The organism is Rathayibacter sp. VKM Ac-2927, from assembly GCF_022815525.1.
GTDB classification, from domain to species: Bacteria; Actinomycetota; Actinomycetes; order Actinomycetales; family Microbacteriaceae; genus Rathayibacter; species Rathayibacter festucae.
This window is the reverse complement of record NZ_JALGRT010000004.1, coordinates 70,806-86,059: the sequence shown is the minus strand read 5'-3', so window position 1 is coordinate 86,059 and position 15,254 is coordinate 70,806. Positions and strand designations below refer to the sequence as shown.

The following is a 15,254-nucleotide window of genomic DNA, read 5'->3' as shown; positions in this document are numbered from 1 at the left end:
GCCCGGCGCGCCGCTCGGAGAGGTGAACAGCCGGTGAACGCCCCGGCGAACCCTTCCGAGCGGCCTGCGCGGGCGAGAGGATCTCCTCCGTGGATCCCTTCATCCTTCTCGCGCTCGTCATCGTCACCGCTCTGGCGTTCGATTTCACCAACGGCTTCCACGACACGGCGAACGCGATGGCCACGTCCATCGCGACCGGCGCGTTGAAGCCGAAGGTGGCCGTCACGCTCTCCGCCGTCCTCAATCTGGTCGGCGCGTTCCTCAGCATCGAGGTGGCGCTGACCGTCACCAACGCGGTCGTCAAGATCCAGGACTCCACCGGCGCGCCCGACCCGGCGCTGCTCGAGGGCGGCGGCTCGGCGCTCCTGCTGATCGTGCTCGCCGGCCTGATCGGCGGCATCGTCTGGAACCTCCTCACCTGGCTGCTCGGTCTGCCCTCCAGCTCGTCGCACGCCCTCTTCGGCGGCCTGATCGGCTCGGCGCTCGCCGGCCTCGGCCTCAACGGCGTCAACTGGGCCGGCGACGGCTCGAAGCTCGACGGCGTCGTCGGCAAGGTGATCCTGCCCGCGCTGATGTCCCCGGTGCTCGCCGGCGCGGTCGCCGCGATCGGCACCTGGCTCGTCTTCCGTGTGATCGGCAACCTCGCCGACCGCCGCATCCACCGCGGCTTCCGGATCGGCCAGATCGGCAGCGCCTCGCTCGTCTCGCTCGCGCACGGCACCAACGACGCGCAGAAGACCATGGGCGTCATCACCCTCGCGCTGATCGCGGCCGGCGGCTGGAGCGACACCGAGTCCGTCCCGTTCTGGGTCAAGCTCAGCTGCGCGCTCGCCATCTCGCTCGGCACCTACATCGGCGGCTGGCGCATCATCCGCACCGTCGGCAAGGGCCTCGTCGAGATCGACACCCCGCAGGGCATGGCCGCCGAGAGCGCCTCCGCAGCGGTCATCCTCGCCTCCAGCCACCTCGGCTTCGCCCTCTCGACCACGCACGTCGCGACCGGCTCGATCCTCGGCTCCGGCGTCGGCCGCCCCGGCGCGCAGGTCCGCTGGCGCGTCGCGTTGCGGATGGTGATCGCCTGGTTGATCACGCTCCCGGCCGCCGCGCTGATGGGCGCCGTGATGTGGTGGATCGGCCACCTGGTCGGCGGGGCCGCCGGCGGCATCCTGATGACCGCCGTCCTCGTCGCCGTCGCCGTCTTCATCTACGTCCGCTCGCGCCGCGACAGCATCGGCGCGCACAACGTCAACGACGAGTGGTCGGACGCGGGCACCGCGGCGAAGCAGACCGCCGGCGTCTAGCCCGGATCCCTCCGTACCGACTCGAAAGGACCGACCCGTGCTCTCCCTCTTCTTCACTGCCGCCGGCCAGGTGGCGCTCATCGCCGTGCTCCTCGGCGCGGGCCTGCCCGTGCTCTTCGCCGTCGGCGTCCGCTCGTTCGCCCTCGCCGGCGGTGACGGAGCCAGCGGAACCGCGGCCTCGACCGCGCAGGCTCCCGGCCTCCCCGCGCCGCTGCTCCGCGCGCTCGGCGTGCTCTGCTTCGTGATCGTGGTCGCCGCCGTGGCGGTGGGTCTGAGCATCATCATCGCGACCGGCCTCGGCCAGGCCGTCAGCTTCGAGCACGTCTTCCCGACCTTCGTCCCCAAGGGCTGACCATGGCGGCGACCGACCCGGCGGCGCCCGACGCGGCGGCTCCCGCTCCCGCGGACGGCGTCGTCGCCCGGGTGGTCAGCTGGCTCCGTGCGGGCTACCCCTCCGGAGTGCCGGAGACCGACTACGTTCCGCTGCTCGGCCTCCTCCAGCGCAGCCTGACCCGCGACGAGCTGGAGCAGGTCGTCCGCCAGCTGCTCTCCGACGCGGTGCGCGCCGACGCGGCCGGCGAGGAGTTCTCCGCCGCGAGGATGCGGCAGCGCATCGAGGAGACGCTCCTCGGCCCCGCGCTGCCCGAGGACCTCGTCCGGGTCTCGGCACGGCTCGCGAGCGCCGGCTGGCCGCTCGCCCGCCCGGAGGAGCTCGCGGAGGCGGAGCGCCCGGCCTCGGAGCGCGCCGGACTCGTCACGCGCGTCGTCCGCTGGCTGCGCGCGGGCTACCCCGCCGGGCTGCCCGAGCAGGACTTCGTGCCGCTGATCGCGCTGCTGCGCCGCCGGCTCTCCGACGAGGAGGTCGCCGAGGTCGCGACGCGCCTGGCCGCCGAGGGCGGGCTGCCGGCCAGCCGCGTCGACGTCGGCACGGCGATCGCCGCGGTCACCTCGGAGCTGCCGTCGGACGCCGACATCGAGCGGGTCCGGCTCTCGCTGGCCGAGCACGACCGGCCGGAGGAGTTCGCGAGCTGAGCTGCGGCTGAACCGTCCCGCCGCTCGTCAGGGCGTGCTGCGCTGCACCCGCCGCAGCTTCAGGGCGGGGTCGTGCGCGTACGCCTCGAAGACCAGGGTCGGCGGGCGGAGGCCGAGCCGGCCGGCGAGCAGCGCGAACTCGGCGGCGACCGACGCGCGCACCGCCGGGGTCAGCACATCGACGGCGACGGTGAGGGTCGACGGCCCCGACTGCACGACGCGGAACTCGCGGAACCCCTCGGCGAACATCATGCTGCGGACGACCACGTCCGAGTAGACGCGCACGGGCTCGCCGTCCGTCCCGGGCAGCAGCAGCACGTCGTCCTCCCGCCCCTCGATCGCGTCGAGGGCCGTCAGCACGCTGCCGCACGGGCACGGTGCGGGGGCGGCGCGCAGCACGTCGTTGAGGCGGTAGCGGACGATCGGCTGCGCCCGGCGGCGCAGATCGGTGACGATCGGCACGAAGCGGCCGTCGCCCAGCTCCTCGCGCTCGACCAGCACGGCGTCCTCGTTGAGGTGCAGGGTGCCGAGGCGGCAGGTGTGCGCGAGGAACCCCTCCGTGCACTGGTACGCCTGGTGGATCACCGCGACGCCGAAGGCGCTCCGCAGCACGGCCGCGTCGCCCGGCTGCAGCACCTCCGCGACCGCGATCACCCGCTCCGGCGCGACGACGAGCTCGCCCCGCTCGGCCGCCGCGGCGAGCATCAGCAGGACCGACGGCGGCGCGACGAGGAGCGTGGGTGCGAAGGAGCCGAGCTTCTCGACGTTCGCGGCGGCGGAGTCGTAGACGTCGAAGAAGCGGAAGGCGACCGCGCGCGAGGCGACCGTCTCGTAGAGCGAGTTGTCGGCGCGGAGGAAGAACGCGATCCGCTGCCCGAGGATCCGCCCCGGCGGCAGGAAGCGGGCGAGGACGGTGCCGGCCCACTCCTCCCGCTCGCGCGGACTGATCACGAACAGGCCGCGGTGTCCGCTCGTCCCCGAGGAGAGCCCGACCGCGACGCCGTTCAGGGTCGGCGAGAAGTCCCGCGATCGCTCGCCGGCCAGCGCGAGCGCGAGGGCCTCGTCGCGGCGCACGCCGACCGTGTTCATCGCGTCGAAGTGCTCCATCCCGACGGCCTTGGTCATGGTCGGCAGTCGCGCCAGATCCTCGGGGTCGAGCCCAGCGCCGAGTCCACGCACGAGCGGCGCGAAGTACGGGGAGTGCCGCTCGAGGAAGCGGAGGTGCCGCCGGAGCAGCCGCCGCTGCGCCGCCTCGAGGGCCGCGCGCGAGCGGAACCGGCGGCCCCACCGGGCCTGCGCGAAGGCCCGGACGATCCGCAGCCGGCCCATCAGCGCACTCCGCACATCAGCGCACTCGGCCCGTCACGGCAGGAGGATCGGCGAGGGGTACGCGTCGTGGCTGAAGCAGAGCGTCACGCCCGACGCCTCCAGCCGCAGCAGCTCGGCCGAGGTGCGGTGGTGCGCGGCGGAGTCGTCGCTGATCAGGCGGGGCAGCGGCCGGAGGCGGTCGGACCACTCCAGGAACTCCCGGCCCCAGGCCGCGTCGCCGGCGAGCAGGACGCGCCCCTCGACGAGCGCGCCGAGGTGGCCGAGGGCGTGCCCGGGCAGCGGCGTCACCACGAAGCGGCCGTCGCCGAAGAGGTCGAAGCCGCTCACCCCGCCGGTCTCGGTCCGCGGCTGCTCGTCGACGACGATCCGGGTCGCGTCGGCGAACCACGGCGGGATCAGCGCGGCGAACACCCCGTCGGTGATCCGGCTGCGCCGCACCTTCTCGAGCTGTCCCGCGGAGAGCACGAGCGTCGTGTCCGGGAAGGCGGCCAGCCCGCCGACGTGGTCGGGGTGCAGGTGCGAGAGCACGACGAAGTCGATCGCGCCGGGCTCGATCCCCTCGCGCCGCAGCTGCGCGTCGACGGTCTCGCCCGGGGCGATCCGGGCCGGCAGGATCCGGCGGTAGAGCGCGCCGACCGGTCCCGTGCCCTCGAGCGTCGGCGGGTAGCCGGTGTCGAAGAGCACGCGGCGGCCGTCCGGGTGCGTGTAGAGGAAGGCGGCCGAGGGGAAGGTGCGCCGCGGGAGGCCCTCGCCGCGGAACACCCGGGAGAGCGGGAACGTCGTGTCGCCGCAGGAGAACACCCGGAGCGACCCGCGTTGCTCAGGCACGCTGTTCTCGATAGTGCTCGCCGACCCGGCGGATGCCCTCGGCCAGCGGCACGGCCGGCCGGTAGCCGAGCTCGGCCCGCGCCCGGGAGATGTCGAGGGTCTGCGCGTAGGCGAGGGTCGCGACCGTGTAGCGGGTGAAGGGCGGCTCGGCGCCGGAGGGGAGTCGCGCGTAGACCTGCTCGAGCAGCACGGCGAGGGCGCTCAGCACGCGGAGGTCGACGGTGATGAAGCGCGGCTCCTCGCCCATCGCCGCGAAGAAGCGGCGCAGCAGCTCGCCGAGCGGCGCCGGTTCGCCGTTGGTGATGTTGTAGACGCTCCCGCCCGCGTGCCGGGTGCGCGCGGCGAGGACGAGGGCGTCGGCGGCGTTCTCCACGCAGGTCACGTCGACGACGTTGCGCCCGCCGTCGAAGAGCGGGATGCCGCGGCGCCGGCTCGCGGCGAGGAAGCGCGGGATCAGGCTCGGGTCGCCGACGCCGATCAGGCCGCGCGGACGCAGGACGACGAGCTCGGGGATCCGGCCGGCCGCGTGCGCGGTCTGGAGCAGCCGCTCGGCCTCGATCTTGCTCCGGATGTAGAGGCTCATCCGGCTGGCCGGATCGAACTCGTCCTCGCGCACCATGTACTGGTGCCGCCGGGCCGAGTAGATGCTCGGCGACGAGACGAAGACGATCCTGCGGATGCCGCTGCGCTCGGCGAGGTCGATCATCGCCGCCGTGCCCGCGACGTTCGCCTCGTGGAACTGCGCCCAGGTGCCCCACGGGCTCGAGAGCGCGGCGGAGTGCACCAGGACGTCGGCCCGGATCGTCCGGCTCGCGAGTCCGGCGAGGTCGTCGGGCACCGTCTCGGCGCCGTCGGCCGAGAGCCGCTCGAGGGCGGCGCGGTTGCGGCCGGTGGCGATCACGTCGTCGCCGGCGTCGAGGAAGGCGCGCACGGCGTGACCGCCGAGGAATCCGGTCGCACCGGTGATCAGTATCCGCACGACGTCCCCTTTCCGAGGACAGAAGTCTTTCCGGGAAATACGGTAGAAACACTGCCACTCATCGGATGTCCACCACGTCCGTGCGCTTCTTGCGGCCCCAATACCAGAGCAGGATTCCGAGATAGCCGAGCTTCTTGCCTTTCCGGATGGAGCAGCGCACCACGGCCTCGCGATCGAATCTCGCCTGCCCGCCGGGGATCAGCTGGCACACCTTCAGGTGCAGCTCGAGGTCCTCGTCGGTGTCGTCGATGCTGGAGCGCGGGAAGCCGTCCACCTCGAGGTAGAGGTCGGCGTCGATCGCCATGTTGAGCCCCGGGACCATGAACATCGGGTACCGCTGGCCCGGCCGCCGGTAGAGGTAGCGGGGCGCGCGCTCGATGATCCCGATCAGCACCGCGCCGATCACTCCGTCGTACCAGCGGTACTCCGGCTCGTCGGTCCGCGGCTTCACCTTGCCGCCCACGATCCGCGCCCCCGTGCGGAAATCCGCCTTCAGCAGGCCGACCCAGCGGGGGTCGGGCAGGGAGTCCGCGTCGGTCCGCGCGACGATCGCGGCGCCCGCAGCGATCGCGTGGCGGAAGCCGGTGTCGGAGGCGGCGCCTGTGCCCTTCTGCGCCTCCTCGATCGTGCGGATGCTCATCTCGGGGTGCTGAGCGGAGAACGCGTCGATCACCGCGCGGGAGCCGTCGGTGCTCGCGTTGTCGACGAGGAGGAGCTCGAAGTCGCGGTCGTCCTGAGCGGCGAGCGCCTCGAGAGTGCCGCCGATCAGCTTCTCCTCGTCGAAGAAAGGGATCACGACCCAGAAGTTCTTCTCGCTCATTCCGCCCCTCTCGCCCCGGCCCATAGTGGCGGCGCCTCTCTCCGTCGTCAATTCGACGGCACCGCCGAATGCAGAACTTCATCCCGCGGAAACGTGAACAGCGCTATACAGGACTCGCTCCGGTGATTCCGCCGATCCGGAACAGGAAGGACGCCCTCGTGTCCGACGTGCTCCCCATCCGCATCCTCGGCACCGGCGAGGCGCTCCCCGCCCGCATCGTGCCCACCTCCGAGGTCGCCGCGCTCTGCGGCATCTCGACCGAGGAGGCGATCCGCCGCACCGGGGTCGAGACCCGGCACTGGCTCGCCGACGACGAGGATCCGCTCGAGCTCGGCCTGCTCGCCGCGCGGAGGGCGCTGGCCGCGGCCGGGATCGAGGCCGAGGACGTCGACGTCGTGCTGAACGCCTCCGGGACCTCGCTGCAGGCGATCCCCGACGGCGGCGCGCTGATCGCGGCCGGGCTGGGGCTCGCCGACGTCTTCGCCTACAGCCTGCACGCCACCTGCCTGTCGTTCCTGTTCGCGCTGCAGGAGGCCGGCTTCCTGATCGGCTCGGGCCGGGCGGAGCGGGTGCTGATCGTGTCGACCGAGGGCGGCAGCCGCGGCATCGACTTCGCGCAGGCCGAGAGCGCGATCCTCTTCGGCGACGCCGCCGCGGCGGTCGTGATCGGCCGCGCCGAGACGCCCGGCCAGGGCATCGTGACCTCGCGGTTCAAGACCCAGGTCAGCGGGGTGCGGCACGCCGAGATCCGCGGCTTCGGCTCGCGGATCCGGATCGAGGAGGCGCCGGAGCGGGTCGCCGACTTCAAGTTCGACATGCACGGCGGCCAGCTGCTCGTGGACGCCCTGCGCAACTTCCCGCGGTTCCTCGAGACCGTGCGACCCGGCCTGAGCAAGGGGACGCCCGGGATCGACCGGGTCATCCCGCACCAGACCAGCAAGGCGGGGATGGAGGGGATGGCGCGGCTCTGGGGCCGGCACACGATGACGATCACCCTCCCCGAGGTGGGCAACACGATCGGCTCGGCGATCCCGCTGGCGCTGCACCGCGCGAAGCCGCAGCCGGGGGAGCAGCTGCTGCTCGTCGGCACCGGCGCGGGCACGCACTACGGCGCGGTGATCCTGCAGTGCTGACGGGCCCGGCTGTCTCGAGGGGCCCGGCTGTCCCGACGGGCCCGGCGTTCATCGAGCTGGAGGCGGTGTCGAAGTCGTACCGCGCCGGGACGCGCCGGATCACCGCGCTGCGCCGCGCGTCGCTCACGATCGACCAGGGCCGGTTCACGGTCGTCCTCGGCCCCTCCGGCTCGGGGAAGAGCACGCTGCTCAACCTGCTCGGCGGGATGGACAGCGCGACCAGCGGGCGCATCCGGGTGGGCGATCAGCTGATCTCGTCGTTCCGCGACCGGCAGCTGACCGAGTACCGGCGGCTCAGCGTCGGCTTCGTCTTCCAGTTCTACAACCTGGTGCCGAACCTCACGGCGATGGAGAACGTCGCGCTCGCCGCCGCGCTGACGACGGACCGGGTCAGCGCCGAGCACCGCGCGCACGAGGGCCTCGAGCGGGTCGGGCTCGGGCACCGCTCCGGCAACTTCCCCGGGCAGCTGTCCGGGGGCGAGATGCAGCGCGTCGCGCTGGCCCGCGCGCTCGCCAAGCGGCCGGCGCTCCTGCTCTGCGACGAGCCGACCGGCGCGCTCGACTCGAAGACCGGCGAGCAGATCATGGCGCTGCTGCGCGAGACGGCGAGCGACGCGGGGACCGCGGTCGTCGTCGTCACGCACGACCAGCGCATCGGGCGGACGGCGGACCGGCTGATCCGCCTGCACGACGGCGACCTCGTCGCCGAGACCGCCTGACGTGCGCTTCCTCGTCCGCAAGCTCCGCCGCGACCTCCTGCGCTACAGCAGCCAGTTCGTGTCGGTGCTGCTGATGTCGGCGCTGAGCGTCACGGTCTACGCGGGCCTCGAGGGCGCGTGGCGGGGGATGCAGGTCGAGATCGACTCCTTCGCGGCCGAGAACGCGCTCCCGGACGCCTGGGTGTCGGCGCTCGGCTCGACGGACGAGGACGTCGCGGCGTTCGCGGCGCTGCCCGGGGTGACCGCGGTCGCGCGGACGACGACCTTCGCGCTCGCGCATCCGCTCGCGGAGGGCACCGGGACGCTGCTCACCACGACCACGACCACGACGACCGGGTCCGACGCGGTCGACGTGCCCCTGGTGCTCGAGGGCGCCGCGCTGTCGGCCGACGGCGGCGGCGTCTGGATCGACGAGGGCTACGCGCGGCTCAACGGCATCGCGGTCGGCGACCAGGTGCCGCTCTCGCGGGCGGGCGTCGCGAGCACGCTCGAGGTGCGCGGACTGGTGCTCGTGCCCGACGCCCTCGCGCTCACCGAGCCCGGCATGATCGCGCCGGAGCCGGGCCGCTACGCCGCCGCCGTGATCGCGCCCGAGACGGCCGCCGCCCTCGGTGTGCCCCTCGTCGGCGACACCCTCCGCGTGCTCGGCGACGCGGACACGGTGCGCGAGGCCGCCCCCGGCATCCTCGGCGAGCGCTACCTCGGCGTCGCCGACCGGAGCACGAACGCGGCGATCGCGCCCGTCTACGACCGGATCGAGCAGATCCGCGGCCTCGCGGTGCTGTTCAGCGCGCTCTTCGTGCTGGTCGCGCTCCTCGCCGTGTTCACCTCGATCCGCCGGCTCGTCGACATCCAGCGGACCGAGATCGCCACGCTCGGCGCACTCGGCATGGGACGGCGCGCGATCGGTCTCTACTACGCCGGGCTCTCCTCGGTCGTCGTCGGGACGGGGGTGCTCCTCGGCGGCGCGCTCGCCCCCGTGCTCTCGCTCTACGTGCTCGACACGCAGCGCGGCAGCTTCGCGCTGCCGGAGTGGCGGATCGCCTACACCTGGACCTCGCCGGCGCTCGCCGCGGGTCTCGTGCTCGCCTGCGGCGCGGGCGCCTGGGCGGTCACCGCCCGCGCGCGCCGGCTCACTCCCGCCGAGGGGATGCGCCCGCCCGCCGAGCACTCGCACCGGATGGCGATCGAGCGCCTCCCCGCGCTGTGGTCGCGGATCGGCTTCGGCGAGCGCTGGGCGCTGCGCGATGCGGCCGGCAACCCGGTGCGGGTCGCGGTCGGGGTCGTCGCGGCGGCGGGCTGCATGATGCTGCTGGTCGCCGGCTTCGGGATCCCGGAGTCGCTCGCGCGCCAGATCGAGCGCGGCTACGGCGACCAGTACCGGTACGCCGCCTCGGTGCAGGTGGCGCCGGGAGCGACGCCCGAGCAGCTCGCCGAGCTCGCCGCGCAGGCGGGGCCGGGGCAGTGGATCCAGCAGCGCCCGTTCCGGCTGACCGGGGCGGGCGCCGGCCCCGCCGAGTACGTGCTGACGGTGCTCGGGCCGGGCGATCTCTACCTGCTCCGCGACGCCTCCGGCACCCCGCTGTCGCTCGTCGACGGGCCGGTGGTGACCTCGCGGATCCAGGAGGCGACCGGCGGCGGGGTCGGCTCGAGGGTCGACCTCGAGGTCGGCGGCGCGGGTCCGGTCGCGGCGATGGTCGCGGCCGTCGCGGACGTGTCGCAGCCGCAGGGCCTGCTGCTCTCGGAGGCGGCCTGGACCGGTCTCGGCGAGGACTTCGCGCCCACCGCGTACCTCACCCAGGCTCCGCTCGACGGCGCGCCGGCCTCGGCGGCCGCCGGTCCGGTGCTCGCCCTGTCCGAGCAGCGGGCGAACGCCGAGTCGGTGGTCGCGGCGCTCTCGGGGGTGTTCACCCTGATGAAGGTGCTCGCGATCCTCCTGGTCGTCGTCTCGCTCTACAACCTCGGCGCCCTCGGGTTCTCCGAGCGTGAGCGCTCCTACGCGACCCTCCGGGTGCTCGGCACGCGCGACGGCGAGCTGCGGACGCTCGCGCTGACCGAGAACGCGATCACGGCCGTCCTCGGCTGGCTCGCGGGCATCCCGGCGGGGCTGTGGTTCCTCGGCCGCTACACCGACATCTTCAGCGACGACCGCGCGGTCTACGCCCCGTACGTGTCGCTGCCGAGCGTGCTGGCGGCGTCCGCGATCACCCTCGGCTTCGCCTCGACGGCGACGCTCCTGCTCACCCGGCGGGTCCGCCGGATCGAGATGGCGAGCGCCCTCAAGGGGGTGGAGTGAGGCTCACCACGTGCTGACGGTCGTCCGGGTGATCACCCACTCGTCGCCGATCGGCACCAGCCGGCTGGTGAGCTGCAGCCGCCAGGTGGCGTGCAGCGAGCCGATCGTCGCCTCGGTCAGGGTGCGCGAGACGAGCACCGGGTGCGCGGCCGTGCCGGAGACCGCGCTCTCGACGTGATCGATGGCGTGGTACTCCTTCAGGCCCTCGGCGATGTCGTCCATCCAGTCGAGCTTCGACTGCACGAGCCCGGTCGGGTGCTCGATCACGAAGCGGGTGTCGAGCAGCGCGTCGAGCACGGGGAGGTCGACGAACACCAGCGCGTCGAAGAGCTCGTCGTGCGCGTCGCGGGGCTCGGCCCCGTCCTCGCCCGGTGTCAGGTCGCCCGGTGTCAGCGCGTCCGGCATCAGGGTGTCCTCCGCATCGAGGGCGGCGCGGTCGTCGCGCGCCGCACCAGCTGGGTCGGCAGCTGCACGTGCAGCGAGGCGGGGGTGCCGCCCGCCATCAGCGTGATCAGCATCTCGGCCGCCGTCGCGCCGAGCGTCTGCATCGGCTGCCGGATCGTGGTCAGCGGCGGATCGAAGCGGGCCGCCTCGGGCACGTCGTCGAAGCCGACCACCGAGAGGTCGCGCGGCACGTCGAGCCCGAGGTGCGCGGCCGTCTCGATGATCGCCAGGGCCGAGACGTCGTTCGCGGCGAAGACGGCGGTCGGCCGGTCGGCCAGCGAGAGCATCGTCGAGGCCGGCAGCCGCGCCGTGTCGTGGTGGTAGCTGCCCACGCGGAGCAGCCGCTCGTCGAACGCGATCCCCGCCTCCGAGAGCCCGGCGCGGTAGCCGGCCTCGCGCAGCCGGGCGGAGCGGAGGTCGACGCGGCCGGCGACGAAGCCGATGCGCCGGTGGCCGAGGGTGACGAGGTGCCGCACGGCCTGGAGGGCGCCGCCGAAGCTGTCCGACTCGACCGTCGGCACGTCGGCGCGGCCGGTGTGCGGGTCGACGGCGACCAGCGGGATGTCCGACGGCGTGCTCACCACCGAGGGCGTCACCACGATCGCGCCGTCGATCAGGGTGCCGCTGAGCCGGCTGAGCGAGCGCCGCTCCCAGCCCTCCTGCTCGCCCTCGTGCGAGCCGCTGTAGGCGAGCAGGTCGAAGCGCGACCGGCGCAGCACCGAGCCGACGCCCTTGAGGATCTCCGCGCTGAACGGCTCGAAGCCGGCGACCAGCACGCCGATCACCCCGGTGCGCCGCGAGCGCATGCTGCTGGCGACCAGGCTCGACTCGTAGCCGAGCTCGCGCACGATCTCGAGCACGCGGTTCGCCGTCGCGGGCGCGATGCCGTAGCGGCCGTTCATCGCCTTCGACACGGTCGCGACCGAGACGCCGGCGGCGGCGGCGACGTCGTGGATGGTCGGGCGGAGGGACATGCGGTCGACCCTAGACCCCGGAAGCGCGCCGATGAGAGCGCGATCCGGATCCTCAGCCCGGCGCTTCGAAAATGGTTTCGAAAACGTTTGCCGATCCTTTCGGCCGCTCTGAGACTGATCGGGCCCGTCCTGGACGGGCGCACCCCGGCGCCGCTCTCCCTGGCGGCGCCTCTCAGCGAAGAGAACGGTTCGAACGATGAAGTTCACGAGATCAGCATTCAGGAAGACGGCGGTGGCCACCGTGGCCCTGCTCGGCGCGGCGGCGGCCCTCAGCGGCTGCTCCGCCCAGGACGCGGGATCCTCCGACGGCACCGTCGCGATGACCCTGTGGCAGAACTCCACCACCGGCCCCGGCCAGGAGTTCTGGGAGAAGACGATCGCCGACTTCGAGGCCGCCAACCCGGGCGTCACCATCGAGTCGCAGGCCATCCAGAACGAGGACCTGGACGGCAAGCTGCAGACGGCGCTCAACTCGGGCGACGCCCCGGACATCTTCCTCCAGCGCGGCGGCGGCAAGCTCGCCGCGATGGTCGCCGGCGGCCTGGTCAAGGACCTCACCGGCGGCATCTCGGACCAGGCGCGCAGCGAGATCCCCGAGGGCTCGTTCCTGGCGAACACGCTCGACGACAAGGTCTGGGCGATGCCCGTGGCCGTGCTCCCCGGCGGCCTCTTCTACAGCCAGGACCTCTTCACCGAGGCCGGCATCACCGAGACGCCGAAGACCCTCGACGAGCTCGACACCGCGGTCACCGCGCTCAAGAGCGCTGGAGCGCAGCCGATCGCGCTCGGCGCGAAGGACGCCTGGCCCGCAGCGCACTGGTTCTACTTCTTCGCCCTGCGCGAGTGCAGCGCGGACACCATGGCCGAGGCGGCCGACTCCAAGGACTTCTCGGACGACTGCTGGCTGAAGGCGGGCGAGGACCTGCAGTCCTTCGCCGGCACCGAGCCGTTCAACGAGGGCTTCCTCACCACCGCCGCCCAGCAGGGCGCCGGATCCTCGGCCGGACTCCTGGCCAACCACCAGGCCGGCATGGAGCTGATGGGCGCCTGGAACCCCGGCGTCATCGCCTCGCTCACCCCCGACGAGAAGCCCCTGCCCGACCTCGGCTGGTTCCCCTTCCCCGAGGTGGACGGCGGCGCCGGCGCGCCGGGCTCGATCATGGGCGGCGTCGACGGCTACTCCTGCTCCACCGCGGCGCCCGACGAGTGCGTCGACTTCCTGAACTACCTCGCCACCTCCGACGTGCAGAAGGAGTACTACGCCGCCTTCAACGCGCCGCCGGTGAACACCGTCGCGCAGGAGGCCGTCACCGAGCCGTACCTGAAGGACATCCTCGCCGCGTACAACTCGGCGCCCTACGTCTCGCAGTGGCTCGACACCGTCTACGGCCAGAACGTCGGCAACGCGCTGAACGTCGCCGTCGTCGACCTGCTCGCCGGCAAGAGCGACCCGGAGCAGCTCGTCGAGGCCGTCGACGCCGCCGCGGCCAAGGCCTGACCGTGACGACCACAGCGCTCCGCGAGGACGCGCGCCCCGAGGCCCCGGCGGCGAAGCGACGCCGCCGGGGCCTCGGCTGGTCGGGCCGCCTCGAGGTCGCGATCCTCGTCGGCCCGGCGCTGATCGTCTTCCTCGCCTTCGTGATCTTCCCGGTCGTGATGGCGGCCTACTACGGCTTCTTCAGCTGGCAGGGCTACGGCGTCCCGACCGACTTCGTCGGGTTCAAGAACTACCTGACGATCCTGCAGGACCCGACCTTCCACGAGGCGCTCAGCCACAACGGCACGATCGTGGTGCTCTCGCTCGTCCTGCAGGGGCCGGCCGCGATCCTGATCGCGCTGCTGCTCAACCGCAAGCTGCGCGGGCAGTCGATCATCCGCGTCCTGATCTTCGTGCCCTACGTGATCTCCGAGGTCGTCGTCGGCACCGGCTGGAGCCTGATGCTCCAGACCAGCGGCGCCGTCAACGGCTTCCTCGAGAAGGTCGGGCTCGGCGCGCTGAAGCAGGACTGGCTCTCGGACCCGGCGATCGCCATCTGGACCCTGATGCTGATCATCACGTGGAAGTACATCGGCTTCGCCGTGATCCTCTTCCTCGCCGGCCTCCAGGGCATCCCGGAGGAGCTGTCCGAGGCCGCGTCGATCGACGGCGCGTCCTACTGGCAGGTGCAGCGGCGGATCACCCTGCCGCTGCTCGCCCCGACCCTGCGGATCTGGGCGTTCCTGTCGATCATCGGCGCGCTGCAGCTGTTCGACCTCGTCTACATCATCTGGGGGCAGTACGTGTCCTCGACCGCCGGCACCTCGACCATGGCGACGTACCTCGTCACCAACGGCCGCAACGCCGGCAACTACGGCTACGGCAACGCGGTCGCCGTGGTCCTGTTCCTCGTCTCGCTGATCGTCGCGCTGCTCTACCAGCGCTTCGTGCTGCGGCGGGACACCGAAGGCGCCCTCACGGGAGACACGCGGAAGGCCGGAGCCAAGAGATGACGACCCTGACAGCAGTGCCCCCGGGCACGAAGCCGCCCACCGCGACCACGCCGCTCTCGCCGCGGCCGCCGAAGCCCCGCCGCCGCCCGCTGGGGCGCGGCACGATCATCGCCTACGTCGTCGCGGTCGTCGTGATCGCCCTGATGCTCGCGCCGGTGGCGTACATCATCATCGGCGGATTCCGCACGAACGCGCAGATCACCACCGACCCGTCCGGGTTCCCCGCGCCGTGGAACGTGCAGAACTACCTCGATGTCATCACCGGCGGCATCTTCTGGCGCGAGGTCGGCAACTCGGCGATCGCGGCCGGAGCGACCACCCTCGGCGTCGTCGTGCTGGGGCTGATGGCGAGCTACGTGCTCGCCCGCTACAGCTTCAGCGGCCGCGGCGTGTTCTACGCGCTCTTCGCGGCCGGACTGATGTTCCCGATGACCGTCGCGATCACGCCGCTCTACCTGGTGATCAAGAGCCTCGGCCTGATGAACTCGCTCGCCGGCGTCGTGCTCCCGCAGATCGCGTTCGGCCTGCCGACGACGATCATCATCCTGGTGCCGTTCCTGCGGGCGATCCCCGACGAGATCCAGGAGGCGGCCTTCATCGACGGCTGCAGCCGGATCGGCTTCTTCTGGCGGATGGTCGTCCGCCTGGCGATGCCGGGCGTGATCACGACGGGCATCCTCGCCTTCATCGCGAGCTGGAACAGCTACCTGCTGCCGCTGTTCATCCTCAGCGACGAGTCGAGCTTCACCCTGCCGCTGGGCGTGCAGGCCTTCTCGTCGCAGTACTCCGTCGACACGGCGAAGGTGCTCGCCTTCGTGTCGCTGTCGATGATCCCGGCGCTGATCTTCTTCAGCGTCTTCGAGCGCCGCATCGTCGGCGGACTCACCGGAGCGGTGAAGGGATGACCCC

General features: G+C 72.5%; 15 protein-coding genes. 9 read left to right on the top strand and 6 right to left on the bottom strand.

What is annotated here, in order from left to right; translation table 11 throughout:
- Positions 1-89 precede the first annotated feature (89 nt).
- The 3 genes from MT353_RS13090 to MT353_RS13080 are packed head-to-tail and all read left to right on the top strand — an operon-like array spanning position 90 to position 2,333.
- Positions 90-1,301: an inorganic phosphate transporter gene (locus MT353_RS13090; RefSeq protein WP_243624755.1), complete on the top strand. Its 1,212-nt coding sequence runs from the start codon at positions 90-92 to the stop codon at positions 1,299-1,301.
- A gap of 37 nt (positions 1,302-1,338) precedes the next feature.
- Positions 1,339-1,653 (top strand): hypothetical protein, encoded by a 315-nt coding sequence (locus MT353_RS13085; RefSeq protein WP_243599639.1) that lies wholly within the window; start codon positions 1,339-1,341, stop codon positions 1,651-1,653.
- Between the two features lie 2 nt (positions 1,654-1,655).
- Positions 1,656-2,333, top strand: coding sequence for a DUF3349 domain-containing protein (locus MT353_RS13080; RefSeq protein ID WP_243624754.1), 678 nt, complete (start codon positions 1,656-1,658; stop codon positions 2,331-2,333).
- A 27-nt stretch (positions 2,334-2,360) separates the two neighbouring features.
- Here MT353_RS13080 and MT353_RS13075 read toward each other — a convergent pair whose 3' ends face one another.
- The 4 genes from MT353_RS13075 to MT353_RS13060 are packed head-to-tail and all read right to left on the bottom strand — an operon-like array spanning position 2,361 to position 6,289.
- Complete coding sequence (locus MT353_RS13075; protein ID WP_243624753.1) at positions 2,361-3,662, bottom strand: F390 synthetase-related protein; 1,302 nt, start codon at positions 3,660-3,662, stop codon at positions 2,361-2,363.
- Positions 3,663-3,695: 33 nt separating this feature from the next.
- Complete coding sequence (locus tag MT353_RS13070; RefSeq protein WP_243624752.1) at positions 3,696-4,490, bottom strand: MBL fold metallo-hydrolase; 795 nt, start codon at positions 4,488-4,490, stop codon at positions 3,696-3,698.
- Positions 4,483-5,469: an NAD(P)-dependent oxidoreductase gene (locus tag MT353_RS13065; protein ID WP_243599642.1), complete on the bottom strand. Its 987-nt coding sequence runs from the start codon at positions 5,467-5,469 to the stop codon at positions 4,483-4,485. Before MT353_RS13065 ends, MT353_RS13070 begins: the two co-directional genes overlap by 8 nt.
- Before the next feature lie 58 nt (positions 5,470-5,527).
- Positions 5,528-6,289, bottom strand: a complete 762-nt coding sequence (locus tag MT353_RS13060; protein ID WP_243599643.1) for a glycosyltransferase — start codon at positions 6,287-6,289, stop codon at positions 5,528-5,530.
- 158 nt (positions 6,290-6,447) lie between these two features.
- On the opposite strand from MT353_RS13060, the gene MT353_RS13055 reads away from it, so the two are divergent.
- The 3 genes from MT353_RS13055 (at position 6,448) to MT353_RS22000 (ending at position 10,437) form a co-directional block, all read left to right on the top strand.
- Positions 6,448-7,422: a 3-oxoacyl-[acyl-carrier-protein] synthase III C-terminal domain-containing protein gene (locus MT353_RS13055; RefSeq protein ID WP_243599644.1), complete on the top strand. Its 975-nt coding sequence runs from the start codon at positions 6,448-6,450 to the stop codon at positions 7,420-7,422.
- 65 nt (positions 7,423-7,487) lie between these two features.
- Positions 7,488-8,141, top strand: a complete 654-nt coding sequence (locus MT353_RS13050) for an ABC transporter ATP-binding protein (RefSeq protein WP_243599645.1) — start codon at positions 7,488-7,490, stop codon at positions 8,139-8,141.
- A gap of 1 nt (position 8,142) precedes the next feature.
- A complete protein-coding gene (locus tag MT353_RS22000; protein ID WP_243599646.1) occupies positions 8,143-10,437 on the top strand; it encodes an ABC transporter permease in 2,295 nt (764 codons plus the stop codon).
- Between the two features lie 3 nt (positions 10,438-10,440).
- Here MT353_RS22000 and MT353_RS13040 read toward each other — a convergent pair whose 3' ends face one another.
- Positions 10,441-10,842: a nuclear transport factor 2 family protein gene (locus MT353_RS13040; RefSeq protein WP_243615688.1), complete on the bottom strand. Its 402-nt coding sequence runs from the start codon at positions 10,840-10,842 to the stop codon at positions 10,441-10,443.
- Entirely contained in the window at positions 10,842-11,855 is a 1,014-nt protein-coding gene (locus tag MT353_RS13035; RefSeq protein ID WP_243581482.1) for a LacI family DNA-binding transcriptional regulator, read from the bottom strand. Before MT353_RS13035 ends, MT353_RS13040 begins: the two co-directional genes overlap by 1 nt.
- A 196-nt stretch (positions 11,856-12,051) precedes the next feature.
- On the opposite strand from MT353_RS13035, the gene MT353_RS13030 reads away from it, so the two are divergent.
- The 3 genes from MT353_RS13030 to MT353_RS13020 are packed head-to-tail and all read left to right on the top strand — an operon-like array spanning position 12,052 to position 15,250.
- Positions 12,052-13,353 (top strand): extracellular solute-binding protein, encoded by a 1,302-nt coding sequence (locus tag MT353_RS13030; RefSeq protein WP_243615686.1) that lies wholly within the window; start codon positions 12,052-12,054, stop codon positions 13,351-13,353.
- Positions 13,354-13,355: 2 nt separating this feature from the next.
- Entirely contained in the window at positions 13,356-14,345 is a 990-nt protein-coding gene (locus MT353_RS13025) for a carbohydrate ABC transporter permease (protein WP_243585885.1), read from the top strand.
- The gene (locus tag MT353_RS13020) at positions 14,342-15,250 is read left to right on the top strand and encodes a carbohydrate ABC transporter permease (protein WP_243624751.1); all 909 of its coding nucleotides are present in this window, start codon (positions 14,342-14,344) and stop codon (positions 15,248-15,250) included. Before MT353_RS13025 ends, MT353_RS13020 begins: the two co-directional genes overlap by 4 nt.
- Positions 15,251-15,254: the final 4 nt, after the last annotated feature.